This is a genomic window from Bradyrhizobium sp. CCGB20 (assembly GCF_024199855.1).
In the GTDB taxonomy this organism is placed as follows: Bacteria; Pseudomonadota; Alphaproteobacteria; order Rhizobiales; family Xanthobacteraceae; genus Bradyrhizobium.
Map to the genome: position 1 here is coordinate 4,969,842 of NZ_JANADN010000001.1, position 23,071 is coordinate 4,992,912.

The 23,071-nt window shown below is 63.1% G+C and carries 26 protein-coding genes; 14 read left to right on the forward strand and 12 right to left on the reverse strand.

Going from position 1 to position 23,071, the window contains the following annotated elements; all coding sequences use genetic code 11:
• Positions 1-1,229: 1,229 nt before the first annotated feature.
• Positions 1,230-1,469: a hypothetical protein gene (locus NLM15_RS22925; RefSeq protein WP_254119631.1), complete on the reverse strand. Its 240-nt coding sequence runs from the start codon at positions 1,467-1,469 to the stop codon at positions 1,230-1,232.
• A gap of 59 nt (positions 1,470-1,528) precedes the next feature.
• Entirely contained in the window at positions 1,529-1,678 is a 150-nt protein-coding gene (locus NLM15_RS22930; RefSeq protein WP_254119633.1) for a hypothetical protein, read from the reverse strand.
• A gap of 335 nt (positions 1,679-2,013) precedes the next feature.
• Here NLM15_RS22930 and NLM15_RS22935 point away from each other — a divergent pair, with 335 nt between their 5' ends.
• The 4 genes from NLM15_RS22935 (at position 2,014) to NLM15_RS44055 (ending at position 6,832) form a co-directional block, all read left to right on the forward strand.
• Entirely contained in the window at positions 2,014-3,444 is a 1,431-nt protein-coding gene (locus NLM15_RS22935; protein WP_254119635.1) for an MBOAT family protein, read from the forward strand.
• Positions 3,419-4,414, forward strand: a complete 996-nt coding sequence (locus tag NLM15_RS22940; RefSeq protein WP_254119637.1) for a hypothetical protein — start codon at positions 3,419-3,421, stop codon at positions 4,412-4,414. Before NLM15_RS22935 ends, NLM15_RS22940 begins: the two co-directional genes overlap by 26 nt.
• A gap of 1,164 nt (positions 4,415-5,578) precedes the next feature.
• Positions 5,579-5,749, forward strand: coding sequence for a hypothetical protein (locus NLM15_RS22945; protein WP_254119639.1), 171 nt, complete (start codon positions 5,579-5,581; stop codon positions 5,747-5,749).
• Between the two features lie 900 nt (positions 5,750-6,649).
• The gene (locus NLM15_RS44055) at positions 6,650-6,832 is read left to right on the forward strand and encodes a hypothetical protein (RefSeq protein ID WP_375166856.1); all 183 of its coding nucleotides are present in this window, start codon (positions 6,650-6,652) and stop codon (positions 6,830-6,832) included.
• A 67-nt stretch (positions 6,833-6,899) separates the two neighbouring features.
• On the opposite strand, the gene NLM15_RS22955 is transcribed toward NLM15_RS44055, so the two are convergent.
• The 3 genes from NLM15_RS22955 to NLM15_RS22965 form a co-directional block, all read right to left on the reverse strand.
• Positions 6,900-7,292, reverse strand: a complete 393-nt coding sequence (locus tag NLM15_RS22955) for an NUDIX hydrolase (RefSeq protein ID WP_254119642.1) — start codon at positions 7,290-7,292, stop codon at positions 6,900-6,902.
• 96 nt (positions 7,293-7,388) lie between these two features.
• Entirely contained in the window at positions 7,389-8,468 is a 1,080-nt protein-coding gene (locus tag NLM15_RS22960; RefSeq protein WP_254119644.1) for an AI-2E family transporter, read from the reverse strand.
• A gap of 164 nt (positions 8,469-8,632) precedes the next feature.
• Positions 8,633-9,352 (reverse strand): outer membrane protein, encoded by a 720-nt coding sequence (locus tag NLM15_RS22965; RefSeq protein ID WP_254119646.1) that lies wholly within the window; start codon positions 9,350-9,352, stop codon positions 8,633-8,635.
• 235 nt (positions 9,353-9,587) lie between these two features.
• Here NLM15_RS22965 and NLM15_RS22970 point away from each other — a divergent pair, with 235 nt between their 5' ends.
• Complete coding sequence (locus NLM15_RS22970) at positions 9,588-9,815, forward strand: hypothetical protein (RefSeq protein ID WP_254119648.1); 228 nt, start codon at positions 9,588-9,590, stop codon at positions 9,813-9,815.
• 258 nt (positions 9,816-10,073) lie between these two features.
• A complete protein-coding gene (locus NLM15_RS22975; RefSeq protein ID WP_254119649.1) occupies positions 10,074-12,119 on the forward strand; it encodes an acetoacetate--CoA ligase in 2,046 nt (681 codons plus the stop codon).
• A gap of 6 nt (positions 12,120-12,125) precedes the next feature.
• On the opposite strand, the gene NLM15_RS22980 is transcribed toward NLM15_RS22975, so the two are convergent.
• A complete protein-coding gene (locus NLM15_RS22980) occupies positions 12,126-12,338 on the reverse strand; it encodes a hypothetical protein (protein ID WP_254119651.1) in 213 nt (70 codons plus the stop codon).
• Between the two features lie 209 nt (positions 12,339-12,547).
• Here NLM15_RS22980 and NLM15_RS22985 point away from each other — a divergent pair, with 209 nt between their 5' ends.
• Positions 12,548-12,850: a hypothetical protein gene (locus NLM15_RS22985; RefSeq protein WP_027534614.1), complete on the forward strand. Its 303-nt coding sequence runs from the start codon at positions 12,548-12,550 to the stop codon at positions 12,848-12,850.
• A gap of 5 nt (positions 12,851-12,855) precedes the next feature.
• Here NLM15_RS22985 and NLM15_RS22990 read toward each other — a convergent pair whose 3' ends face one another.
• Together NLM15_RS22990 and NLM15_RS22995 are read right to left on the reverse strand one after the other, a co-directional pair.
• Positions 12,856-13,089, reverse strand: a complete 234-nt coding sequence (locus tag NLM15_RS22990; RefSeq protein WP_254119653.1) for a hypothetical protein — start codon at positions 13,087-13,089, stop codon at positions 12,856-12,858.
• 336 nt (positions 13,090-13,425) lie between these two features.
• On the reverse strand, positions 13,426-13,710 hold the full coding sequence (locus NLM15_RS22995; RefSeq protein ID WP_254119655.1) for a hypothetical protein: 285 nt from the start codon (positions 13,708-13,710) through the stop codon (positions 13,426-13,428).
• 190 nt (positions 13,711-13,900) lie between these two features.
• Here NLM15_RS22995 and NLM15_RS23000 point away from each other — a divergent pair, with 190 nt between their 5' ends.
• The 3 genes from NLM15_RS23000 to NLM15_RS23010 all read left to right on the forward strand — a co-directional run bounded on the left by NLM15_RS23000 (position 13,901) and on the right by NLM15_RS23010 (position 15,520).
• Entirely contained in the window at positions 13,901-14,488 is a 588-nt protein-coding gene (locus tag NLM15_RS23000) for a formyltransferase family protein (RefSeq protein WP_254119656.1), read from the forward strand.
• A gap of 197 nt (positions 14,489-14,685) precedes the next feature.
• On the forward strand, positions 14,686-15,030 hold the full coding sequence (locus tag NLM15_RS23005) for a hypothetical protein (protein WP_254119658.1): 345 nt from the start codon (positions 14,686-14,688) through the stop codon (positions 15,028-15,030).
• A complete protein-coding gene (locus tag NLM15_RS23010) occupies positions 14,975-15,520 on the forward strand; it encodes a hypothetical protein (RefSeq protein WP_254119660.1) in 546 nt (181 codons plus the stop codon). The genes NLM15_RS23005 and NLM15_RS23010 overlap by 56 nt, the downstream gene beginning before the upstream one ends.
• A 52-nt stretch (positions 15,521-15,572) precedes the next feature.
• Here the strand turns inward: NLM15_RS23010 and NLM15_RS23015 are convergent, their stop codons facing one another.
• Positions 15,573-15,971: a RidA family protein gene (locus tag NLM15_RS23015; protein WP_254119662.1), complete on the reverse strand. Its 399-nt coding sequence runs from the start codon at positions 15,969-15,971 to the stop codon at positions 15,573-15,575.
• Positions 15,972-16,118: 147 nt separating this feature from the next.
• Here NLM15_RS23015 and NLM15_RS23020 point away from each other — a divergent pair, with 147 nt between their 5' ends.
• Together NLM15_RS23020 and NLM15_RS23025 are read left to right on the forward strand one after the other, a co-directional pair.
• On the forward strand, positions 16,119-16,994 hold the full coding sequence (locus tag NLM15_RS23020; protein ID WP_254119663.1) for a DMT family transporter: 876 nt from the start codon (positions 16,119-16,121) through the stop codon (positions 16,992-16,994).
• A gap of 203 nt (positions 16,995-17,197) precedes the next feature.
• Entirely contained in the window at positions 17,198-18,634 is a 1,437-nt protein-coding gene (locus NLM15_RS23025; protein ID WP_254119664.1) for a caspase family protein, read from the forward strand.
• Positions 18,635-18,816: 182 nt separating this feature from the next.
• Here the strand turns inward: NLM15_RS23025 and NLM15_RS23030 are convergent, their stop codons facing one another.
• On the reverse strand, positions 18,817-19,059 hold the full coding sequence (locus NLM15_RS23030) for a BrnA antitoxin family protein (RefSeq protein WP_254119666.1): 243 nt from the start codon (positions 19,057-19,059) through the stop codon (positions 18,817-18,819).
• 3 nt (positions 19,060-19,062) lie between these two features.
• The gene (gene cysK / locus NLM15_RS23035; protein ID WP_254119668.1) at positions 19,063-20,040 is read right to left on the reverse strand and encodes a cysteine synthase A; all 978 of its coding nucleotides are present in this window, start codon (positions 20,038-20,040) and stop codon (positions 19,063-19,065) included.
• A gap of 223 nt (positions 20,041-20,263) precedes the next feature.
• Between cysK and NLM15_RS23040 the strand changes: the two genes are divergently transcribed.
• Positions 20,264-20,482 (forward strand): hypothetical protein, encoded by a 219-nt coding sequence (locus NLM15_RS23040; RefSeq protein ID WP_254119670.1) that lies wholly within the window; start codon positions 20,264-20,266, stop codon positions 20,480-20,482.
• Here NLM15_RS23040 and tgt read toward each other — a convergent pair.
• Entirely contained in the window at positions 20,479-21,612 is a 1,134-nt protein-coding gene (tgt, locus tag NLM15_RS23045) for a tRNA guanosine(34) transglycosylase Tgt (RefSeq protein ID WP_254119672.1), read from the reverse strand. The genes NLM15_RS23040 and tgt overlap by 4 nt on opposite strands.
• A gap of 181 nt (positions 21,613-21,793) precedes the next feature.
• On the opposite strand from tgt, the gene NLM15_RS23050 reads away from it, so the two are divergent.
• A complete protein-coding gene (locus tag NLM15_RS23050; RefSeq protein WP_254119674.1) occupies positions 21,794-22,999 on the forward strand; it encodes a patatin-like phospholipase family protein in 1,206 nt (401 codons plus the stop codon).
• The last annotated feature ends 72 nt before the right edge of the window (positions 23,000-23,071 follow it).

Here is a 23,071-nt window from a genome sequence, read left to right on the forward strand (position 1 = left end):
TAGTCGCCTGTTTCTGATTTAAACCTAGGGCGCACCGGATTTTGGCCCTGCACCCTCGAGACCGAGTCGTGGTGCTCCCTTCTCAGTTAGGCAGATCGGCGAGTCCTGGTAAGCCTTCACGCAATTCCTGTACAATCGCATCTCGATTGTATCATCGAGCACGCCGAAAACGGCCAGTAGCGCGAGCCCCACACCGCCCGCGATCCCAACCGAATAGATTGCTGCGCGCCGAACCTGCGACGCAAGTTTCTCACTCATCGAATTGCCCAGCGAAACATGCTCGACAATGCTGCGGATTGAGAGTTGTTCCGCGGGACCGTCAAACGCCAACTGAGGCGGCCTACTTCGGCTTTTCAGCTTGGACGTGCAGAACGTAGAGTGTGGTCTGGAACTCGTCCGTGACTTCCACCTTCAAGCAGCATGCTTGTCAGGCAATTCCTGGCCACGCGGTCGATCTCATGGCGCTCGTGCGTGTGACGGAAGTATCCCGGCATGCGTCAGTCATACTGTCGCGACAGTCGCGTTCCACCGAGAGACCGGAACAAGCAGGCCGCAGGCGCGGGGTTATTTGCTTCCAGTCAGAGCTTCGAGTCTGTCGAGTTGACCGGCTACACCAGCAAAGCTTCTGGCGATATTCTTCATTAGAAAAGCGCGGTCTTCGGAATTGGTAGGGTCCGAGGCAAGAGTCTTGTAGTGGTTTGCAATATCCCTGCATTGGGCGGCCGTAATCATATGACACTCCAATCACTGCAATTCGCAATGGATGATTGTGAGCACACAACCGGGGTCAGATTACGGCACTCGCGCACTAGCGACGATTGAGGCTTAAAGGGCAAGCGGGTCGGTTGGCGGAATCGAAACCGAGAGCCGCTGCCGTCTCTTGCTGCGCCGCAAAAGGGAAAGGCCGCAGCGTGGTTCCAGCCCCACTGCGGCCATCCCGGACAAATTAGAATTTTGGTACTCAAATCTCGCCGGTGTTCACACCATAGAACACCCCTTTCCGAAAATGGAGTCGGTAAAACTACCGGACTTCGACGTCCGACGGATTGCCATCCGAGAGTGAGGATGGCACTCCTCCCCTTGCCAGCCCCAACTGCTCCCGGCTGCCGATCCAATTGAGGATTAGAGCGCCGGGAGTGCGACACCTGTCAGTGTAAAAGAGGCCGCCCACGGAGGCGGCCTTGCTTTATGGCCCTCGAAAAATTTGCCGGCGAAGCCGCTAGCAACAGCTAGTGTCGCTTCAGAGCATCCTGCCTGGCGATCGCGGCCCTCCCCATTTGCTCGATGGTATCGGCCATGTTGATCCTGCGTTGCGCTTCCAATTTTTGGGCGCAATCTTCATTGGCGTCGCATTGCTTCCTGAACAGTTCAAGCGTCGTCGTGAAGTGAAATCCCGGCCGTGTCGCGACGTAGGCGATACAACCGAAGCTGGCCGCGAAACCAGTCCAAATGAACAGGCGAGACGGCATACGTTCTCGCGCTCCACGGTGGCACGAACGCGCGTCGGTCGTTTTTGGCGGCGGAGACGCTACGGAACGTAAAATCCGAGCCGCAATGCACGTTCCTCAGTCAGGCAGACGATCGACAGGTCCGGGTGAGCCCTCAGGCAATTCCAGTAAAGTCGCCTCTCGATCGCATCGTCGAGCAGGCCGAGAACAACGAACAGCGCGATGCCCACCCCGCCCGCCATCCCAACCGAATAAATCGCTGCGCGCCTCACCCGGGACGCGCGGGAAAATTCCAAGCCCACTGTAATTCACTAACTACCAAAGAGTGCACTGACGTAAAGTACTACTCATGCAGCAAGTCAAGGTTCGGGTCAATCGCCCGAGCTGAATCAGCGGCGCATAACTAGAAATCCCGCCTGATTTGCCAACAAATCCGCCCCTATCGGGCGCTCCAGGCATTGGCTCGCCTGGCTACTCATGCACGCCCGTAGAACTGGGCGGAATACCCAGCTCGCAACTTGTCGTAGCAGTTACGCACCTGTAGGTTGCCCGCCTGCGGGGGTACATGCTGTTTTCGACCACACTTTTTCTCTTCAGCTTCTTGCCGAGGGCTCTTGCAGCCAGTTGGCTCACAAGTTTCGGGCCATATTGGCTCTTCCTGCTGACCCTGACCGGCGCCTCAGCGTATTTCTACGCGGCCCATATCCCAGCGTATCTGTGGCTGCTAGGCCTCTCGGCGGCCGCGAATTACGTGATCGCAACGCTGATCGGGAAAGGACATCGACGCTGGTTATATCTTGCCGGCATCGCGTTCAATCTGGCGCCACTCGGCTACTTCAAATATTGGGACTTCGTTGCCCGCAATATCGATCGCGCTCTGGGCCTGCCCTTCACGCCGTCCAACATCATCCTGCCCCTCGCGATTTCGTTCATCACCTTTGAGCAGATCGCCTTCCTGTCCGACGTGCATGCGGGCCGCGTCGAACGCGGCTCAGCGCTGCGCTATGCCGCATTCATCAGCCTGTTTCCCAAGCTCATCGCCGGACCGATCATCCGATATACCGAGATGCTGCCCCAGTTTCGCGCCGAGAAGCGGCCGAGCCTGGACTTGATCGTCACAGGACTCTGCATCTTCTCGATCGGTCTGTTCAAGAAAGTTGCTTTTGCTGACCAGCTCGCACCGTCAGCCGATCGCATCTTCGGTCTTGCGAGCGGGCAACTGGTGTCGGGAACGGATGCGGCCCTTGCGATCGCCGCGTACGCCGCTCAGATCTATTTCGACTTCTCCGGCTATTCCGACATGGCCATCGGACTTGCATGCATGCTCGGACTGACGCTGCCGATCAATTTCTTTTCACCCTACAAGGCGACGTCCATCATCGAGTTCTGGCGATGCTGGCACATCACGCTGTCCCGCTTCCTGCGCGACTACTTGTATATCCCCCTTGGCGGCAGCCGCGGCCGGATATCACGGACTTACGTCAACCTATTCCTGGTGATGACCTTGGGCGGGATCTGGCACGGCGCCGGATTTGCCTTCGCCATATGGGGCGCACTTCACGGCGCGGCCTTGATCATCAATCACGCTTGGAATTCGATCCGTCCCGCCACACTGGCGGGCTCACGTCTCGTGTCGTTTGTCGGCTGGACCGCGACAATGGCCACCGTCCTGTTCGGCTGGATTTTCTTCAGGGCCGTCGATCTTGCGACGTCACGCAACATGATCTCGTCGCTCTTCACGCCATGGGCGACGAGCACCCTCGAACCAAGGGCTATCCATCTGCTTGGCTTCTGCTGGCTGCTGATCCTCGTGTGCCCGAACACCGCGCAACTGTTTGGCTTCAGCTTCCTCCTCAAAGGAAGCGAGAGCGACTACCTGCGGCAAATCCCTGCGGCCAAGCTCGGGCTTGTGGCGCTCGGCGGCACTCTGCTCTTTTTCTCGGTTGTCATCATGGTATCCGGCACGCCAAATGCTTTCATCTATTTCCAGTTCTAGCCTGGCCAGGCTCGCCGTTCTGATCCTGACACTCCCCGCCTGCGTGCTGGGTATCGAGGCTTACTGCCATCTCTCAGGGCGATATGCAGCGACGACCTATTATTTCCTCAAGAACGCTGCGTTTTCGGACCCGACAAATGCGGTGTTCGGCGATTCCCACGTCATGGCCACCTCTCGCATTCCAGAGTTCTCTTTCTATGGCTGGGCCGGCGAGCAGCCCGAAGAACTCAACACGCTCACGCGCTACCTCTACGATGCGACCAAACCCGGGAAGATCATCCTCCAAGCCGACCCGCAATGGTTCGGCGGATACCATGAGAAACGCCAGAAATTCGTCACGCAACGAAATCTGATCAACCGGCGATTCCCGACCGTTCTCTCGTCAGCCTACTATTGGGAAACGCTGCGCCCCAACATCGTCGCTTCTGGCTATGACGTCGCTAATCAGATCATCTCCTCCGCTCACGCGCAGGAGACCTCCCCTGTGCGATCACGAGCCGCAGCAGCCGAGAAAAGGTGGGTCGAATTGTATCCGCGGCAGGACTTCAATTGGACTTGGCTCTCTCCCGACGATCGAGCAGATCTTACCGAAGTTCGCGTCTTGGAACAGAACCCACGAGCTGACTTCGTCCGCAGCACCTCCGCAGCCGAGTTCGAGGAGGCCATATCACGCCTCGTCGAGCGCGGAGCAAACGTCTGTCTCTTTAGAACGCCTGTGACGCAGGAATACCTGAAGATGACGAGTTCGATCCCGGACAGCCGCTTTGCCGAATTCGAGGGCTACATCAACAAGATTGCAAGCCGCTTCAAGCTTCGACAGGTCGACTTCAGAGATCTTCCTCGCAACTTTAGCGACCAGGCCTTTGCTAACTCCGATCATCTGCTGGATAGCGAATCCATCGCGCTCTGGCCCCTCGTTGCGCGCGCCTGCTTCGATGATGGTCGGTCGGTCGATGAGCCCCGCAAATAAAATGCGGCCCCGGCCGTGGGGGCTTTAGGGGATTGCGGAGGGCCGGGGCCGCTGGAGGCGCCTGGGCCTTGGGGAGGACCAAGCATCCTGAGCCTAGGAAAGACCGACAATCGGTGCTGTTCGCTTTCGCACATTGGCGACAGGTTCCATCGACGCAAGCGGAATAGCTGCAATGAAAGTCGTGCAGGCTTGCTTGGAGAGCTTCGCAAGGTTGCGGCCGCGTGCGCGTTGATCCGCGATCAAGCTGCGATACAGGCGCTGATATTGGTGGCAGAAGGCGGCGGCCCGACGACGTTCATCTAATCGTCACACTCAGCGCATGCACGTTAAGCAACTAATCAATTGTGATTTGAATCATATTGACCCCGCGCAGAGTTGCGGTAGGCTTCTTTCACCGGGGCTGGCTGCTTATTTCACTTACTCTGACTTTTTCATTTTAACCCGGTCGCCGCTGTGGTCTCCACCGCGGCCTTTTATTCGGGATTGTCGTTAGCAGTCGGCTCGCTGCATGAGGGAGTATTCTTCCATGAGCGACACAGCACCTTCGCAGAGCAGATTTTTAGTTCGAATGGGTGGCAATGGCTGGATGGTCTATGACCGAGAGCGCAAAGGTCCCGCAGCAATTGGTTTCGACTTGGCCGCAGATCTGAGCAAAGAGCGAGCAGAACAAGTGCACCGCTTCCTGACTAAGCCGGAGGCGCGGAGCTGCGGTTAAACCGCCCGCCAGCGTGAGCCGGTGGGCCCAAGATTGATCTGCGCCCGCCTGCTGTACGCCGCGCTCCGATGACGGAAGCGGTCAACACCGAGCTCGTGGAACTCGACCGACTCCCGAATTTTCCCATCACGATCAGGACGCTTGGCCGCGCGCGACGCCTGGCCTCGCTGAGTGACGGCCCGTCACTCGGTACCGCCGAAAGTAGTCATCCGGCGGTCCCGGAATTATCGTGGAACCGTACCGTTCAGGTCGCGAAGACCATCGCGGATAGCGAGGTCAGCGCCGTGGCCGCACGGCACCGGACGCCGGCGCATTCCATGGGAAGGCCGCGGGCCCTCGTAATCCCCCCTGCAACACCGCATCAGTCTGCTGTTCCAGGCGCCTCGCCACAAAAGCCGGGAGACAACGCGCACAAAAGGTGTAGGATTCACAAAAATCGGAGGAGCGGCATGTTTGAAATCAGCGGTTTCGACACGGCAGGCGTGGTCAGCCTCAAGCGGCTCTCACTCGCCGCCGCCCTCAAGAAGGCCAGAGAACTCGTCCAAGACGGGTGTTGGGAAGTTCAGATCGTTGATCCGGCTGGCCGGGTGTACACTTCGTTTGAGGAGCAAGCCGCTTAGTCGCCACGCCCTTCGGCGCTTTCCAGAAGGCACCCGCCCCGGCCGATCACGCTTTGCGAGGTCGGGCTTTGGCCGCGATCCGCCGTGGCTATCCGCCTCGGCCGACGTTTGACGAGGCGTTATCGAGCCAGCGCTGTGTTGCTTCATCGCTCCAGCCGGGGACCGCGAAGCGCACTCGAGAATTCACTTCCGCACCGGAACGATCGACCGCAGGATGGCGTGCCGCAGGATCGCGCGCACGAGCGTGATGCAGCGTTGCAGCGTTTGCAGACGTGCACAGGACGATCAAAAGGCCCACGGCCAAAACAGGGCGCATCGCATCGGCTCCAATCAAATCTCCTCCCGCTTAGGTAATATGCCGACCGTCCCACGCGATCCGACGCGGCTTCACAGCTGAGAGAGCGAAGCGCGAACACAACTCAGCGAAGTCCTGAATCAATTGAACGAGACCTCGCTGAGCCAGTTGCGTCGCGATCACGACCCCGGGCATCTTGGGCACAAGATCGACCACGCCTCGAAGTGAATCTCGACAAGGTGCTACCGCCTATCTCAACCATTGCCTGGACACATTGGCGGCCAAGCAATAGCGGCTGAAGGCTGGCTCAACCGGCCGAGCGCCACCTGTTGCGACGGGCCAACACCGTTTAGCCGCCACTCTGCCAGCAGCGCCGACATTCGCGCGCCCGCTGTATCGGGCGCGGCAGGGTCCGCCGGTCAATTCGCGTGCGCATTCAACCTTTCTTCAGAAATTTACGCTCACCCTGCACATCCATTTCCAATAGTCATTGTTGAGCGCAGATGAGTTCGGTTCAGGTTCAGTGCACGCGGTGCAAATCCGTGTTTCGCGATCGCGCCGGGCGATTGCAGGATGGCTATTCCAGGCAATGTCCGAGTTGCGAGGTGGTGCTGTTCTTCGCCGAGGATTCGCAGCATCCTTTCGTCAAGCGCGCGATGCGTGATGCACGCAAGGTGCGCAAGGAGCTGCGCGAGGCGGGAGCGGCAAGGCGGCTCGTGCCGGATGCCCCCGCAACGCCGTCCCGGTCGTTGCAGGGCCGCAGGCGAATGCCAGGCCGATCCGAGTAGCTCCTGCCGTCGTGGACCCGCGGGCGATTTGCCGCACCCACGCCGCCAGGACGCGGCCGCCCCCTCCTCACCGGCGCTGCGGCTTCCTTGGAAACAGCCGATCGCGGATGTAGCGCGAGGTCGGCGTCAGGCGGATGCCGCGCGGCTTCTGCCAGGCCGCGCGGTCGATCTCGTTCTTGTCGCCGATCGCGAGCCTGCCCTTGGCGCCCTTGGCGATGAAGATCGCATCGCTCATCTTGCGCCCGGAGCGCTTGTTTCTGGCCTTCACTTCCTTCCAGAGGCTGATCCGGCCGAGCTTCAGCTTGGGCAGCTCCTCCTTGATCTCCCGCCGCAGGCAATCCTTGTCGGATTCGCGCGCGCGCTTGCGGCCGCCCGGGAACATCCACAGGCCGTCCGACCGTCGTCTGACCAACAATACCTTGCCGCGCCTTGCGGCAACCAGCTTGGAAGACTTCGCCATTGCTGCCGTAGATCGGAAACAGAATCGTCCCATCGTAACTTGTCTAGTTGAATAGACAAGTTCGCGGACGCGTTGATCACAGCCCGTGCGGGAAGCTCAGCTTTCGCTCGCCGCCGCCCGGTCCTCGGTCCTGATCCAGACCATCATCAACTCCCAGGCCACCGACAGGATGATCGGCCCGATGAACAGGCCGACGATGCCGTTGGCGAGCGTGCCGCCGATCACGCCGACGAAAATCACGATGGTAGGCGTGGTGAGTCCGCGCCCCATCACCAGCGGCTTCAACATGGTGTCGATGAAGCCGACGAGGACGAGAAACACGGTGAGCAGCAGCGCCGTGGTGACGTCCTTGGCGGTCCAGATCCAGATGATGACCGGCAGCAGCACCAGGAAGGCGCCGATCTGAACGATCGAGAGCAGCAGCACGATGAAGGCGAGCAGGCCTGCGCTCGGCACCGCGGCGAGCTTGAAGCCGATGCCGGCGAGTAGCGCCTGCACGATCGCGACGCCGATCACCCCTTGCGCGACGGCGCGGATGGTGGCGCCTGCAAGCTCCAGGAAATGCTCGCTCTGCTCGGGCACGATGCGGAAAAGGAAGCCGCGGCCAGCCGCAACCAGCCGCGGCCCATGCGGAAATAGGAAGCCGGCGACGAACACCGAGACCAGGAACTGGAGCGCGCCGAGGCTCGCATCGCCCGCTAGCGATAACAAGGGTCCCGCCAACGGCTGGAGATAGGGTGCGACCTCGCGCAGCACCGCGCGGATGTTGTTGTAGGCCTGCTCCCAGAGCTCAAAGAGCCAGGGTCCGACGACCGGCCACGATTTGAGCTGCTCCGGCGCCGACTGGAGCGCGAGGTCGCCGGTGCCGAGCTGGCGCGCCAGATCACGCACGCCGTCGACTGCGCTGAGGCCGAGCCAGGTCGCAGGGCCAATGACGATGCCGAGCGTGATCAGGGTGAGGATCACGGCCGCGGTCTTCGGGCGCCCGCCGAGGATCTTGGCGACCCAGCTGAAGGCCGGGTAGAACGCGACCGCGAGCACGCCGCTCCAGGCCAGGATCGGCACGAACGGACGGATGATCAGGAAGGTCCAGATGATCAGCAGGCCAAGCAGGCCGAGCCGGATCACGAGCTGGATGATGTCCTCTCCCGTCAGGAGCTGACGGAGGCTTTTCACGGGCACGCCTTTCCTTGCGGCATTGACGCGGGTTCCGGCACTAGCACGGCCCTGCGTTATTGCCAGCCGCGCATCCGGCGTCAAGACGATCGGGCCCGTGGCCATCGAACCGCTACGCCGCCCGGCGCGGCGTCAGTCGCCGCCGGGCAGACGGTTTGCCCCCGTTAGAAGTGGTAGTTCAAGCCCACCGTGCCGGTCTGGATGTTCAGCTTCACATTGGCGGGCGTTGCCACCAGATTGCCCGTCGTCACCGGCAGCTCGGTGATGGCGCCGAAGCCCATGTAATTGTATTCGGCCCGCACCGACCAGTTCGGCATGAACATCCATTCGACGCCGCCGCCGGCAAGCCAGCCGGTGCGGTTGAAGCTGCCCGAGGCGGAGCCTGCGAGCGCGCCGGCAAGGCCATTGTTGACGTAGTATTTGTCGCGGGTGAAGGCTGCACCGCCCTTGGCGTAGAGCAGCACGCGGTCGAAGGCGACGCCGAAGCGGCCGGCGACCGTTGCGATATAGTCGTTCTTCAGCGAGAACACGAAGCCCGCGCCGCCGCCGAACGGGCTGTTGTCCTTGAGTGTGACGCTGGACCAGGCGCCGGTGCCCTCGAGGCCAATCACAAAATTGCTGATCTGGTAGTTGCCGCCGATCTGGCCGCCGACCACGCCGCCGCTGGCCGTAACCGAGCTCCAGGTTGCCGTCGGATCGGCCGGATCCACGCCGCTCCACTTGCTCCAGGCGCCGCCGCCATGCGCACCGATGTAGAAGCCGGTCCAGCTGAAGATCGCCGCCGCAACCGGCGCCTTCACCGGCACGGCCGCGACCATGTCGGCGGCAAATGCCGGCGTTGCCAGCGCCAGCAGCGCAACCGTCAGAACCAGTTTCTTCCCCATGACTTCACCCCCACTTGAAGCGCCTTCAGACCGAGGCGACGGGATGAAATCTAGCTGCCGGATCAAGGGCGCGCTTGGACCCGCCGGCGTCGCGATTTGGACTGACGGGCGCTGCGTTCGCCAGCGCGCCGGGTTTGGCTAACGGCGATTAACCGGATTTTCCGGGACCGGTTTACGCGGCTGCAAAGGCTCGCACCTAGGCTTCTCGCAACGCATCTGAGAATACTGAAGTGCAATGGCCAACAGCATCTGGACGACCGAAGAATTCACCTGCACGGGTTGCGGCATGAACTACACCGCGACACGGGAAGAGCACAGCGAAGCGCACACCGGCAGCTTCAAATGCAGCATCTGCAGCGGCGTGGTGCACAGCTGGTCCGGCAAGCATCACTTCTTCGGCTGGCAAACGGTGAAGACCAAGCCGCCGGTGTTCGGACGGCGCTGGGCCGGGGTCGGGTACTAGGCTGAGGCGACAACGCCTCCGCGCCGTCATTGCGAGCGCAGCAAAGCAATCCAGAGTCTTTCCGCGGAGACAGTCTGGATTGCTTCGCTGCGCTCGCAAATGACGGGTCTGTTGAAGCAATCGCGTTACACCACCCCAACCTGCTCCTAGCGCACGCAGACCCGCCACAGCTGTCATTGCTGTCTGCACGAACTGCAGCTTCTGCTCCTCTGCGGCACGGGTTAGAATACCCCTCCCCGCAACTGAAGCCGACACGCAATGACCGCTCCCTTCGTTCCCCAGATCGCCCTCTATCGCAACTGGCTCGCCGAGCAGCGCGGCCTCACCTTCGCGGGCTACGAGGAGATGCGGCAGTGGTCGGTGCGCGATCTCGACGGCTTCTGGCGCAGCATCTGGGACTATTACGATCTGCAATCCCCGACGCCGTTTGAGGCCGTGATGACCGAGCGCAAGATGCCCGGCGCGGTGTGGTTTCCCGGCGCGCAGGTCAACTATGCCCGGCAGGTGTTTCGACATGTCGAAGCCGCCGACGACGCCGGCCTGCCCGCGATCGTCAGTTGCGGCGAGGACGGCAAGCTCAACGAGACCAGCTGGCCGGAACTGCAGCACAAGGCAGCTGCGCTCGCGCTGCATCTGAAGGAAAAGGGCATCAAGCCGGGCGACCGTATCGCAGCCTATCTGCCCAACATCCCCGAGACGATCATCGCGTTCCTGGCAAGCGCCAGCATCGGAGCGGTCTGGAGCGTGTGCGCGCCCGACATGGCCGCGCCCGCCGTGATCGACCGCTTCAAGCAGATCGAGCCAAAGGTGCTGATCGCCTGCGACGCCGTCACCTATGCCGGCCGCCGGCACGACCGCAAGGACGTTGTCGCCGAGCTTCGTCGATCCCTGCCCACGCTCGAGCACGTCATCCTGCACAGCGAAGCCGCGCCCGCAGCGCCGGATGTCCTGCTCGCCAGCATCGTCGCACGGACAGGCGCCGCGATCGATGGGTTCGAACCGATGTGGCTGCCATTCGATCATCCGCTCTGGATCGTCTATTCCAGCGGCACCACCGGCCTGCCGAAGCCGATCGTGCACGGCCATGGCGGCATCGTCGTCGTGGCACTGGCGCTGCTGGGCCTGCACAATGACGTCGGCTGCTCCTACCACCACAATTCCTTCGGCGAGCGCTATCACTGGTACTCTTCGACCGGCTGGATCATGTGGAATTCGCAGGTCGGCGGCCTGCTCGGCGGCACCACCTGCTGCATCTTCGACGGCAGCCCCGGCGGCGCCAAGGACAAGCCGGACTGGACCACGCTGTGGCGCTTCGTGGCGCAATCGAAAGCGACCTTCTTCGGCGCGGGCGCGGCGTTCTTCGCCAACTGCGCCAAGGCCGAGGTCGATCTCACTGCCGCCGGCGAGCTGTCGCAGCTGCGCTGCCTCGGCTCGACCGGCTCGCCGCTCAGCGCGGATACGCAAGCCTGGTTCAACGCGCGTTTCGCGGCGCTGTCGAAGACCAACGGCAGCAAGGCGCAGGCCGACATCTGGTGGGCGAACATCTCCGGCGGCACCGATTTCGCCGGCGCCTTCATCGGCGGCAACCGCGAATTGCCGCAGACGCCGGGCGCAATGCAATGCCGCCTGCTGGGCGCGGCCGTCGAGGCCTTCAGCGAACAGGGTCGCGCCGTCATCGACGAGGTCGGCGAGCTCGTCTGCACCGAGCCGATGCCCTCGATGCCGCTCTATTTCTGGAACGACGAGGGCGATACGCGCTATCGCTCCAGCTATTTCGAGACCTATCCGGACAATTTCGACGGCAGCGGCCGCGGGCCAGTGTGGCGGCACGGCGACTGGCTCAAGATCAATCCGGACGGCTCCTGCATCATCTATGGCCGCAGCGATGCCACCATCAACCGCCACGGCCTGCGCATGGGCACGAGCGAGCTCTATTCCGCGATCGAGACGCTGCCGGAGGTGCTGGACTCTCTCGTCGTCGACCTCGAATATCTCGGCCGCGACAGCTACATGCCGCTGTTCGTCGTGCTGCGCGACGGCGTCGCCTTCGACAGCGCGATGCAGGCCAAGATCAACAAGGCGATCGAGGCCAGTCTTTCCCGGCGCTTCCTGCCGAACGAGATCTTTGCCGTCGCCGAGATCCCGCGCACGCTCTCGGGCAAGAAGCAGGAACTGCCGATCAAGAAGCTGCTGCTCGGCCAGCCGGTCGAGAAGGTCATCAACAAGGAGGCGATGGCCAATCCCGCCTGCCTCGACTGGTATCTCGCCTTCGCCCGCGACTATCTCGCGCGAACCGCGGCATAGCTTCGATCAAGCGCCGCCGAAATTCGAGGGATCGAGATTCCTGTTCTCCGACGGCGGGATCGGTGGCCACCCCGGAAATTTGTACCAGCCGGGCGGCACGGGCGCATCTTCCGCCGGACGGACGACGACGTGATGCCGCGCGCGGGCGTGATGCGCCGGTGCGGCGGCCGCAGCCGCACAAGTCGAAATCAAGAGAACCAGGACCAGGACAGACCGCATCGCACGTGCTCCAGACGTCCACCCAGGCCTCCCATGTGGTCCTGGAACCGCGCGGGGACGATGCATCCGCCACGTCACGATGTCTCACATCGGCGGCATCGCTGCCTGCCGCGGCGTTCGAGATCGACCCAATTGCGCCAATGGCGTTTGGACTCCGTTCACCGATGGCCGCTAGATCAGGACGGATCCAACCGTGACCAGCAGCAGCAATGGCCGATCTCAACGCCGTCCTCACCAGGCTCAACGACCGCCTGCTCCGCCTCGAGGGCGAGCTGTTCGTGCTGCGCTCGCTGGCGCGCGCGACGCTGACGGCGGGGGACGACCATGCGGTGCGCATGCGCAAGCTGGTCGAGGCCGCAAAAATCGCGCTCGACGACGAGGCGAAGCGTGAGCTCGACAAGCCGACGCGCAAATATGTCGATGCGGCAACCGCGCTGGTGGAGGAGCTGCTGGTCGAGCCGACCCCGGCACGGCCGCTGTTCACCGTCATCGACGGTGGTCGGCGCGACTGAGTGCGTCAGATCGGACGTGTCGCACCGAGATCCGCGGACTCGGCCTTCAGCCGGCTAAGCCCAGCCTCGATGATCGCGATCTCCTCGTCGATCTTGCCGATCGGCAGGCTGAAGTCGTAGCCGGATTTGCTCTTCAGATCGACCGCGAGCCGCTGCCGGTGCATCATCAGCGCGTCGAGGCCGCGGCGGTTCTTCAGCCGCACATAGGCGTCCACGATCTGCTCAATTGCGCTCGACATGAAATCGGTCCCGGCAAAAAAGCCCCGCGCGGCGCCCCCGCGCCGGCGGGACATTTTTGGTGTCGCGGTACGCAATACAAATCCGCGACGGATTCGTCGATACGACAGTCAGGTTGAGAACGCGTTACCGTTCGATGATTTCGTGATGGCCGGCATGAAAAGGCCGCTGGCGATCGTGCCAGCGGCCAAAGCCGGGTTCGAAAACGGATGCGGAATCAAATTTGGCCAGCCCCGGTGGGCATATCCTAACGGCACACGACGGACTCCTCTGTTACAAATGAAACATTGGAACCGACGAATGCATCATTGGCTGTCGATCGTGGCCGCGCGGCAACGCTAGTCCGTGACGCAGAAGTATTTTCGCGGCAGCCTGCGATAGGCGCTGTAGCGGTAATACGGCCGGTAGGCGTAGCCGCGATAGAGTGCGGGCGGCTCCTCGCCGTAATAGGCGCCGTCGTAGAAATTATGGACCGGCCCTTCGGCGCAACGATAGGCATCCCATGTCGGGCCGATGAACGGTGCAACCCCGATCTCGGGCGGGACCGCGGGGTACGGTCCACCGGCGTGGGCCGGAGCGGCCGCAATCAGTGTCGCCAGAAGGAAAAACCACGCGCTTCGCATGCGCATGCTCCTGATACGATGCAATTGCGCGCATGGAAGCACCGGAACGGCCGGCTGCGCAATCGCACAGGCCAGCCGTCCTGCGCCCGGCGCATTGTTGATAACCGGCGCAAACCGCCCGCGGCTGGTGACACGGCGCACCGACGTGTTATCGGGAGGATGACGCAGTTGCGAGACGGATCGGACACCCATGCGCATTACCCTCGTCGGCTCCCGCCATTTCGGCGTGACCACCCTGAACATGCTCCGGGAGCATAGCGTCTCGATCGCGCGGGTCGTCGTGGCCGATGCCGAGGATCGCCTCGCCGCGACCGCCAAGGCTGCCGGCATCGAGGTGGCGGTCCAGGCCAATCCGAAGCTGGTGGTCGCCTCCGAAATCGCCCCCGACACCGACCTGATCATCACCGCCCACAGCCACGCCCGGATCGGCCGGGACGCCCTGGCCGCCGCCAAGTTCGGCGGGATCGGCTATCACCCCTCGCTGCTGCCGCGTCATCGTGGCAAGGCCGCGGTGGAATGGACCATCAAGGAAGGCGATCCGATCGCCGGCGGCACGATCTATCATCTTGCCGACCGCATGGACGCCGGCGCCATCGCCGCCCAGGACTGGTGCTTCGTCAAGAAGGGCGAGACCGCCCGCGAGCTCTGGGAGCGCGCGCTCGCCCCGCTCGGCCTCAAGCTGCTGGCCGACGTGATCGACTACGTCAAAGTGCACAAGGCGCTGCCGTCCAAGGTTCAGGATGAGCAGTTCGCCACCTCAGCGCCAAGCCTCTCCTGAGTCCACTTCCGAGTCGCCCTGCTCACGTTAACGATTAACGTGAGGCAGCCTTGATTCTGCTTCGAAAATCGGAGTCGGAAACACAAATAAACTATTGTTTCCACAGGAACAATTTTCGCTTTGGCATTGCAACAAATTTCCGTCACATTTGGGCCGAATAAGCGTCAGCATATCAGACAGATTCAAGGACGGAATTCATGCGTTTTGCTCGCATTGCGGCCTTCTGTGCCGCTTCGGTTATCACCCTCGCCGCCCCCGCTTTCGCCCAGACCCCCTATGACGGCAACTGGCACGTCACGATCGTCACCAAGAGCGGCTCCTGCGAGCCGACCGCGAGCTCCATGCTGACGGTTGCCGACGGCAAGATCACCGCGCCCGGCGCTAACGTTTCCGGCACCATCGGCAGCGGGGGACTTGTGAAAGTTTCGATCAATGGTGCATATGCCAACGGTCAACTCAGCGGCAACGCCGGATCGGGGAAGTGGAATGGAGCATCTGCAGGCATACCGTGCAGCGGGCGGTGGGAAGCATCGCGCCAATAAGCAATTCGGGACGAGCGTCCTAAGCCGGCGGCTGCTGATCGCGGCCGCCGTTTTGTTTGCGGCGGGGATCGCCAACTCCGAGAGCAAGGCCCAGTCCGGCCCGTTCGCCCCGCTGGCGGGGAGCTGGAGCGGCGCCGGCGTCGTCACGCTGGATGACGGCTCGACCGAGCGGATCCGCTGCCGGGCCAAATACGCTCCGGTCGGACCGACCATGGAGATGTCGCTGACCTGCGCCAGCGACGCCTACAAGTTCAACCTCGGCGCCAACGTCAAGGCCGAGGGCGGCGCCATCGCCGGCAGCTGGTCCGAGGCCAGCCGCAACATCAGCGGCTCCCTCCAGGGCCGCGGCGCTGGCGGAAACTACGAGCTGGTCGCCTCGACCGCCGGCTTCAACGCCAACATCTCGCTGAAGACGTCCGGCAACAAGCAGAACGTCACGATGCGCGCGGACAGCCAGTTCCGCGGCGCCAACATCTCGCTGTCGAAGTAAGACGCAGCAGTGACACGATAATCGATCCGGTGTCCGGCACCGGATCGATTTTTTATGCGCCCGGCACGAACGCGGTGACCTCGATCTCGACCTTGGCCCGGTCGTCCACGAGACCGCCGATGTAGAGCAGCGTCGAGGGTGGGAAATTGCGCCCCAGCGTTTCCTTCCAGGCTGCGCCGATGCCGGCCCCGGCCGCCTCATATTCGCTGCGGCTGGTCAGGTACCAGGTCAGGCGGACGATGTGCTCGGGGCCCGCGCCGGCCTCGCCCAGGAGCTTGATGATCCGCTTCAGCGCGGTTGCGACCTGGGCCGCCATGTCAGGTGCGTAATTGCCTGTCTCGTCGCCGCCGGTCTGCCCGGCCAGCACCACCCAGCGGCCCGGCCCCTCCGCCACTACGCCATGTGAGAAGCCGCGCGGTTTTTTCCATTCGGCCGGCTGCAGGATTTGCATGAGCGAATATCTCCCTTTTCTTGTTGTTCAATGATGCCTTAGCACGCCGCCCTGCATCGCTGCATCCGCAGATTTGACCGTTGCAAACCCTGGCGATGTCGCCGATACCGGCCGTCCCTCGAATTCGATCCTCGCGCCCCCGCACCGATGACCGCGACACCGTCCAAAACGATGGCTGCACTGTGGATGGCCGGCTGGCTCGCGCTGATGCTGGTCATGGCGGTTGCCGGGCGCGAGACCACGCGCGACCTCAACGTTTTCCAGATCATGGAAGTGCGCTCGGTGATCGGGTTCACCCTGCTGCTGCCGCTGATCTACCGGAGCGGTGGTTTCAAGGCGGTCGCGACCAAACGCCTGCCGCAGCACCTCGCGCGCAACGGGGTCCATTATTTCGCGCAGCTCGGCTGGTTCTACGCGCTGACGCTGATCGGAATCGGCCAGGTCGTCGCGATCGAATTCACCATGCCGATCTGGACCGCGCTGCTGGCCGCAACGTTCCTGGCCGAGCGCATGACCGTCTGGAAGATCGCCGCCGTCGTGCTCGGCATTGTCGGCGTCGTCATGATCGTGCGGCCCGCCACCGGCGAGGTCAATCCGGGCCAGTTGATCGCGCTCGGAGCCGCGATCGGCTTCAGCATCTCCATGATCCTGGCGAAATCGCTGACCCGGACCGAAAGCGCATTGTCGATCCTGTTCTGGATGATCGTCGTGCAGATGGTCGTCGGCTTCCTGCCGACGTTCTATGTCTGGACCTGGCCGTCCGCCTATCTGTGGGGCTGGCTGTTCGTCATCGGGGTCTGCGGCACATTCTCGCACTATTGCCTCGCCAGCGCGCTCCGCTACGCGGATGCGACCATCGTGGTGCCGATGGACTTCCTGCGGGTCCCACTCACGGCAACCGTCGGCTGGCTGCTCTATGCCGAGCGACTCGACGCCTGGACCGTGATGGGCGCGGCACTGATCCTGTGCGGCAACCTCCTGAATTTGAAGCCGGCGTCAGCAGTTCCCGCCCGCGCGCAGTGAACCTCGCGCCGCCTCGCGCGACAAAACGAAGTGGCCGTGTGATTTGGATCACGTTCGAGGGGCGTTCCATCGTGCACATTCGGCCACACAGCAGCGGGTTGAATGCGACGTACTGCCGTTTTGGTGGCGCGAAGTCGGGCACTTCGTGTAGGTTCGTTGCCAATTTGTTGCTGCCTGCAATTCGATTCTGTTGGGGATTTCAGATGCGCACTCTCACTCTGCTCGCTTCGCTGATGTGCATGGCACTGTCAGTCAGCGCCGCGAACGCCGACCGCCGTGTCGCTTTCGTCGTCGGCAACGGCTCCTACAAGAACGTCGCGCAATTGCCGAACCCGCCGATCGACGCCAAGGCGATGGCGGCGACGTTGCGCAATGTCGGCTTCGAGGTGATCGAGGGATCCAACCTCAGCCGCGACCAGATGACGGAGAAGCTGCTGGACTTCGGCCGCAAGGCGCAGGGCTCGGATGTCGCAGTGTTCTATTACGCCGGCCACGGCATCGCCGTCGGCGGCAGCAACTATCTCCTGCCCGTCGACGCCGACATCAAGTCGGAGATGGACGTCAAGTTAGGGGCCGCCATCAATATCGACCTGACGCTCGAGCAGACCATGGGCGACGCCAAGGTCAAGCTCGTCTTCCTCGATGCCTGCCGCGACAATCCGTTCGCCGCCAAGATCAAGTCGAACTCGGCGACCCGCAGCGTCAACGTGCAGAGCGGCCTTGCCGAGATGAAGTCGGGCGAAGGCACGCTGATCGCGTTTGCCACCGGCCCGGGCCAGACCGCGCTCGACGGCCAGGAAGGCAACAACAGCCCGTTCACCCGCGCGCTGATCGACAACATCACCAAGCCCGGCGTCGAGATCCAGCAGGCGATGACGTCGGTGCGCGCCCAGGTCAACGAGGAGACCCGCAAGGGCCAGCTTCCCTGGGGCCACACCAACCTGATCGGCGCGGTGTATCTCAACCCCTCGCAGCAGACACAGGTGGCCAATGCGGCGCCGACCGCGGCTGGCAGCATTCCCGCGGCTGCCGCCACCAACGGCTCTGATGGCGTCGAGCTCGAGTACTGGCGCTCCGTGAAGGAGTCCAACAAGCCGGAAGAGCTCAACGCCTATCTCGCCGCCTATCCGAACGGCCAGTTCAAGGCGCTGGCGCTGGCGCGACTCGCTGCGATCAAGAGCGGCCCCTCGACCGCGACTCGCACCCTCAATGCTGGCGTCGACCCCGCAGCCTTTACCGATGAGGCCAGCCAGCTCACCGAGGATCAGATCGGCCTCGACAAGAACCAGCGCCGCGACGTGCAGCGCCGCCTCACCGGGCTCGGCTTCGACACCAAACAGACCGGCGCCTTCAGCGATGACACCCGGTCGGTGATCAAACGCTGGCAGGCCGCGCGCGGCTATCCCTCGTCAGGCTACCTCAATAAGCCGCAGCACAAGGCCCTGCTCTCCGAGGTCGTGGCCGCGCCGGCGACCGCAAGCGATAGCAGCCAGAAGGCGGCCCGGCGTGCCGCCAGCGCCCCCGCGGGCAGCGCGCCCGCGCCCGCACCGGCTCCCCGCAGCAACCCCGGCGATGCTGCCGGCGCGGCCTTCGTCGGTGGTGTCGTCGGCGGCATGATGGGCGGCATGTTCCGCCGCTGAGGCGAGACTGGATCGCGGATACAAAAAGCCCGGCGTGAGCCGGGCTTTTTTCGTTGCCAACTCCTCATCCTGAGGAGCTTGCGAAGCAAGCGTCTGGAAGGGATGAAAGGCCCGGATGCAGCGGCGTGGCCTTCCATGGTCCGAGACAGCGTGACGCGCCTCCTCACCATGAGGGGGAGAGCCTACTTCCCCGCCGCCTTGCGCAGCGCCTCGTTGATGCGGTCCTGCCAGCCCGGTCCGCCCTCCTGGAAGAACTCCAGCACGTCCTGGTCGATGCGCAAACTGACCTGCTCCTTGATCCCCGGCGCCACGTTCTGCTTCGGCGGCGCCGCGGCGACCTTGGCGGTCACCTTCTTGAACGCCGCCTCGGCTTCGGTGCGCGCATCGCCCAATGTCCGCGGCCGCCTCGGTGGTTGATCCGCCATGTCCTAGATTCCCTCAAACAGAGCCGTCGAAAGATACCGCTCGGAGAAGGACGGCACCACTGCCAGGATGGTTTTTCCCGCAGCTTCCGGCCGCTTGCCGATCTGGAGCGCCGCCGCGATCGCAGCGCCCGAGGAGATGCCGCCGGGAATGCCTTCATGCCGCGCCAGCGCGCGAGAGGTCTCGATCGCGGTCGTCGAGTTGATCGTCACGATCTCGTCGATCACGGAGCGGTCGAGAATGTCGGGTACGAAGCCCGCGCCGATTCCCTGGATCTTGTGCGGCGTGTGCTGGCCGCCTGACAGCACCGGGCTTTCTTCCGGCTCGACCGCGACGATGCGCAAGGAGGCCTTCCGCGGCTTCAGCACCTGGCCGACGCCGGTGATGGTGCCGCCGGTGCCGACGCCGGCGACGAAGAAATCGATGTTGCCGGCGGTGTCGTTCCAGATCTCCTCCGCGGTGGTGCGACGGTGCACCTCGGGATTGGCGAGGTTCTTGAACTGCTGCGGCATGACCGAGTTCGGCGTGGTCTTCAGGAGCTCCTCGGCGGTCGCGATCGCGCCCTTCATGCCCTGTGCCGCCGGCGTCAGCACCAGCTCTGCGCCGAGGAAGGCCAGCATCTTGCGCCGTTCGATCGACATCGATTCCGGCATCACCAGCTTGAGCCGGTAGCCGCGCGAGGCGGCAACGAACGCAAGCGCGATGCCGGTATTGCCGGAGGTCGGCTCGATCAGCACGGTGTCAGGCTTGACGATACCGGCCTTCTCCATGGCGATGATCATGGCCGCGCCGATGCGATCCTTCACGCTCGCGGCGGGATTGAAATATTCAAGCTTTGCCAAAATCGTCGCGTTCACGCCGTGCATGCCCGGCAGCCGCTGCAAGCGCACGATCGGCGTGTCGCCAAAAGCCTCGACGATCGAAGAGTAGATCCGGCCGCGGCCGGGCTGGTGCGCTGCACTCGTATTGGACGATGCGTCCATGATGAACTCCCTGTGGCGACAATTTACGTTTCCGTAGCGTCTCTTGCGCAGTTACGGACAGCTTGAGATGACACGCAGGCGACAATGCGGCACATGTTAAATACGCTGCATCGCAAAATCACGTGAGCCGTAATTATCAGAAAACCAACGCATTTGTGTTGCGACCTCGTCAACTGATTCTGCTTATGTTAGACTTAGGTCTCAGAGCAGAGAGGTCACCACGATGTCAGCAGTTGCTGAAGTGTTGTCGACCGTCGCACATCACCGCGCTCCGCGTTGCAGTGATTTGCCCACTTGTCCTGTCTGCGCCGACTCGATGGTCGCCGCCGAAGCCTCCGCCTACATCTCCGACCAGGTGATCAGCTATCTCTGGACCTGCGACACCTGCGGTTACGGCTTCGTGACCAAGCACGCCGTCAAGCAGCGATTGATCTGCAACTAGCGCGGGGCGATGTCGCCCCTCGCCCAGTCCTCGCGCGTACGCTGATAGAACTCTTCGAACATTCCTCGTGCGATCGCGTCCCTGATGCCCTGCATCAGGAACTGGTAGTAGGCGACATTGATCTCGGACAGCAGCATCGCCCCCAGCGTCTCGCCGGCCTTGACGAGATGGTGCAGATAGGCTCGCGCGTAGTTGCGTGCTGACGGCCAGGAACTCTCTTCATCGAGCGGACGTGGATCGTCGGCGTGTCGCGCGTTGCGCAAATTGACCTGGCCGAAGCGGGTGAAGGCAACCCCGTGCCGGCCATTGCGCGTCGGCATCACGCAATCGAACATGTCGATGCCTCGCTTCACCGCTTCGAGAATGTCGTCGGGCGTGCCCACGCCCATCAGATAGCGCGGCCGCTCTGTCGGCAATGCCGGCGCGGTCTCGTCGATCATCGCCAGCATCACCGCCTGCGGCTCGCCGACGGCAAGGCCGCCGATCGCATAGCCGTGGAAGCCGATCTCGACGAGGCCTTCGGCGCTGGCATGACGAAGCTGCGGCACGTCGCCGCCCTGCACGATGCCGAACAGCATGTAGCCGTCGGGCGCACTCTCGAATGCACGCTTGCTGCGCTCGGCCCAGCGTAGCGACAGCCGCATCGCCCGCTCGATGTCGTCGCGCCCCGCCGGCAGCCGCACGCATTCGTCCATCTGCATGGCGATGTCGGAGCCGAGGAAGCGCTGCACCTCGATCGACCGCTCCGGCGACAGCTCGACCTTGGCGCCGTCGATATGCGAGCGGAAGGTGACGGCGTTCTCGGTGACCTTGCGCAGGTCCGACAGCGACATCACCTGGAAGCCGCCCGAATCCGTCAGCATCGGCCCGTTCCAGCCGGTGAACCGCTGCAGGCCGCCGAGCGCCGAGATCCGCTCGGCGCCGGGCCGCAGCATCAGATGATAGGTGTTGCCGAGGACGATGTCGGCGCCGGCCTCGCGCACCTCGCGCCAGTGCATGCCCTTCATGGCCCCAGCGGTTCCGACCGGCATGAAGGCCGGCGTCCGCACCACGCCATGCGGCGTGGTCAGGCGGCCGGTGCGCGCGGCGCCATCGGTGGCGAGCAGTTCGAAATGATTGGGTAGATTCATGGGCGTGCTTATTGCGTGTCGGACAGGGACGATCAACCCGCTCGGGCGCACGATGCCTCAGACTGGGACACATTTGACGCGGACTTGATGTCCGCGACACCTTGCAAAATAAAACGATACAGTGTAGTTTCTTCGTGGGGGCTGGACGAGATGCTGCGGCGAGATTTGCCGGCGGCAGTACATGCGTGATCGCCAGCCACCGACGATGCCCTCCGCTTCATGTTCGACCGACGTCTCCGGCCCCGCACGCGGCCGGACAAGACGGACAGCCGCCCGCCTGATCGGCTTCCTCGCTTTGACGTGCAGCCTGGCGCTGGGCGCCTGCACCTCCCTGCCCCGCACGCCCTACACGGCCGCCGAGGCCAGCACATCGCGCGTGCTCGATATCGACGGCTTGCGCCGCTATGCCGACGAACCCGTCACGAAATTCAGCTTCGAGAAGGACACCAGCACCGCGACGAAGTCCTATCTGGCGCTCTCCGGCGGCGGCGCCGACGGTGCCTACGGCGTCGGCGTGCTCAACGGCTGGACCACGGCACGCACCCGTCCGACCTTCTCGGTCGTCTCGGGCGTGAGCACCGGCGGCCTGATCGCGCCGTTCGCGTTCCTCGGCTCGCAATACGACGACACGCTGAAGGAGGTCTACACCAGCGGCATCGCCGAGAGCCTCCTGAACGATCCCAGCATCATGCGCGTGCTGTTCGGATCCGGCCTGTTCGGCAACACGCGGCTGCGCGAGCTCGTCGCCCGCTATGTCGGACCTGACATCCTGGCGCAGGTGGCGCGCGAGAACGCCAAGGGCCGAAAACTGCTGGTGGTGACCACCGATCTCGACACCCAGCGGACCGCCATCTGGGACATGGGCAAGATCGCAGCGGTCGGAACACCCGAGGCGCTAAAACTGTTTCGCGACGTGATGGCGGCCTCCGCCAGCATTCCGCTGGTGTTTCCGCCCATCATGATCGACGCCGAAGGCCAGGGCCGCAGATTTCAGGAGATGCATGTCGACGGCGGTGTGACGGCACCGGTGCTGACGCTGCCGGAAGCCCTGTTCTCCCAGGACCGCCTGCCCGGCAACGCGCGGATGAACATCTACATCCTCGTCAACAAGAAGATCGAGCGCAACTTCGAGCTGGTGTCCAACAGCACCATCGACGTCGCCTCGCGCAGCCTGTCGTCGATCACCCAGTCGCAGACGCGGTCGATCATCTTCTCGACCTATGATTTCGCCAAGCGCAACCACCTCGGCTTTCATCTCTCCTACATCGCGCGCGACTATCCCGCGCCGCCGTCGGAAGGGTTCGACACCGCCTATATGCGGGCGCTTTATCAGTACGGATATGAGAAGGCCGCGTCCGGCCAGGCCTGGACATCGACGCTTCCGTGATCCCTCGTGACGGAACGAGGCCTTGCTGAAATCGTTGACGATACGGCCAATTCGGCCAGATTCGCGATGACG

Coding starts and splice junctions, on each gene's coding strand:
- NLM15_RS22925 (WP_254119631.1), bottom strand. CDS start 1,469: ATGCCGTCTCGCCTGTTCATTTGGACTGGTTTCGCGGCCAGCTTCGGT.
- NLM15_RS22935 (WP_254119635.1), top strand. CDS start 2,014: ATGCTGTTTTCGACCACACTTTTTCTCTTCAGCTTCTTGCCGAGGGCT.
- NLM15_RS22940 (WP_254119637.1), top strand. CDS start 3,419: ATGCTTTCATCTATTTCCAGTTCTAGCCTGGCCAGGCTCGCCGTTCTG.
- NLM15_RS22945 (WP_254119639.1), top strand. CDS start 5,579: ATGTTTGAAATCAGCGGTTTCGACACGGCAGGCGTGGTCAGCCTCAAG.
- NLM15_RS22955 (WP_254119642.1), bottom strand. CDS start 7,292: ATGGCGAAGTCTTCCAAGCTGGTTGCCGCAAGGCGCGGCAAGGTATTG.
- NLM15_RS22965 (WP_254119646.1), bottom strand. CDS start 9,352: ATGGGGAAGAAACTGGTTCTGACGGTTGCGCTGCTGGCGCTGGCAACG.
- NLM15_RS22970 (WP_254119648.1), top strand. CDS start 9,588: ATGGCCAACAGCATCTGGACGACCGAAGAATTCACCTGCACGGGTTGC.
- NLM15_RS22975 (WP_254119649.1), top strand. CDS start 10,074: ATGACCGCTCCCTTCGTTCCCCAGATCGCCCTCTATCGCAACTGGCTC.
- NLM15_RS22980 (WP_254119651.1), bottom strand. CDS start 12,338: ATGCGGTCTGTCCTGGTCCTGGTTCTCTTGATTTCGACTTGTGCGGCT.
- NLM15_RS22985 (WP_027534614.1), top strand. CDS start 12,548: ATGGCCGATCTCAACGCCGTCCTCACCAGGCTCAACGACCGCCTGCTC.
- NLM15_RS22990 (WP_254119653.1), bottom strand. CDS start 13,089: ATGTCGAGCGCAATTGAGCAGATCGTGGACGCCTATGTGCGGCTGAAG.
- NLM15_RS22995 (WP_254119655.1), bottom strand. CDS start 13,710: ATGCGAAGCGCGTGGTTTTTCCTTCTGGCGACACTGATTGCGGCCGCT.
- NLM15_RS23000 (WP_254119656.1), top strand. CDS start 13,901: ATGCGCATTACCCTCGTCGGCTCCCGCCATTTCGGCGTGACCACCCTG.
- NLM15_RS23005 (WP_254119658.1), top strand. CDS start 14,686: ATGCGTTTTGCTCGCATTGCGGCCTTCTGTGCCGCTTCGGTTATCACC.
- NLM15_RS23010 (WP_254119660.1), top strand. CDS start 14,975: ATGGAGCATCTGCAGGCATACCGTGCAGCGGGCGGTGGGAAGCATCGC.
- NLM15_RS23015 (WP_254119662.1), bottom strand. CDS start 15,971: ATGCAAATCCTGCAGCCGGCCGAATGGAAAAAACCGCGCGGCTTCTCA.
- NLM15_RS23020 (WP_254119663.1), top strand. CDS start 16,119: ATGACCGCGACACCGTCCAAAACGATGGCTGCACTGTGGATGGCCGGC.
- NLM15_RS23025 (WP_254119664.1), top strand. CDS start 17,198: ATGCGCACTCTCACTCTGCTCGCTTCGCTGATGTGCATGGCACTGTCA.
- NLM15_RS23030 (WP_254119666.1), bottom strand. CDS start 19,059: ATGGCGGATCAACCACCGAGGCGGCCGCGGACATTGGGCGATGCGCGC.
- cysK (WP_254119668.1), bottom strand. CDS start 20,040: ATGGACGCATCGTCCAATACGAGTGCAGCGCACCAGCCCGGCCGCGGC.
- NLM15_RS23040 (WP_254119670.1), top strand. CDS start 20,264: ATGTCAGCAGTTGCTGAAGTGTTGTCGACCGTCGCACATCACCGCGCT.
- tgt (WP_254119672.1), bottom strand. CDS start 21,612: ATGAATCTACCCAATCATTTCGAACTGCTCGCCACCGATGGCGCCGCG.
- NLM15_RS23050 (WP_254119674.1), top strand. CDS start 21,794: ATGCGTGATCGCCAGCCACCGACGATGCCCTCCGCTTCATGTTCGACC.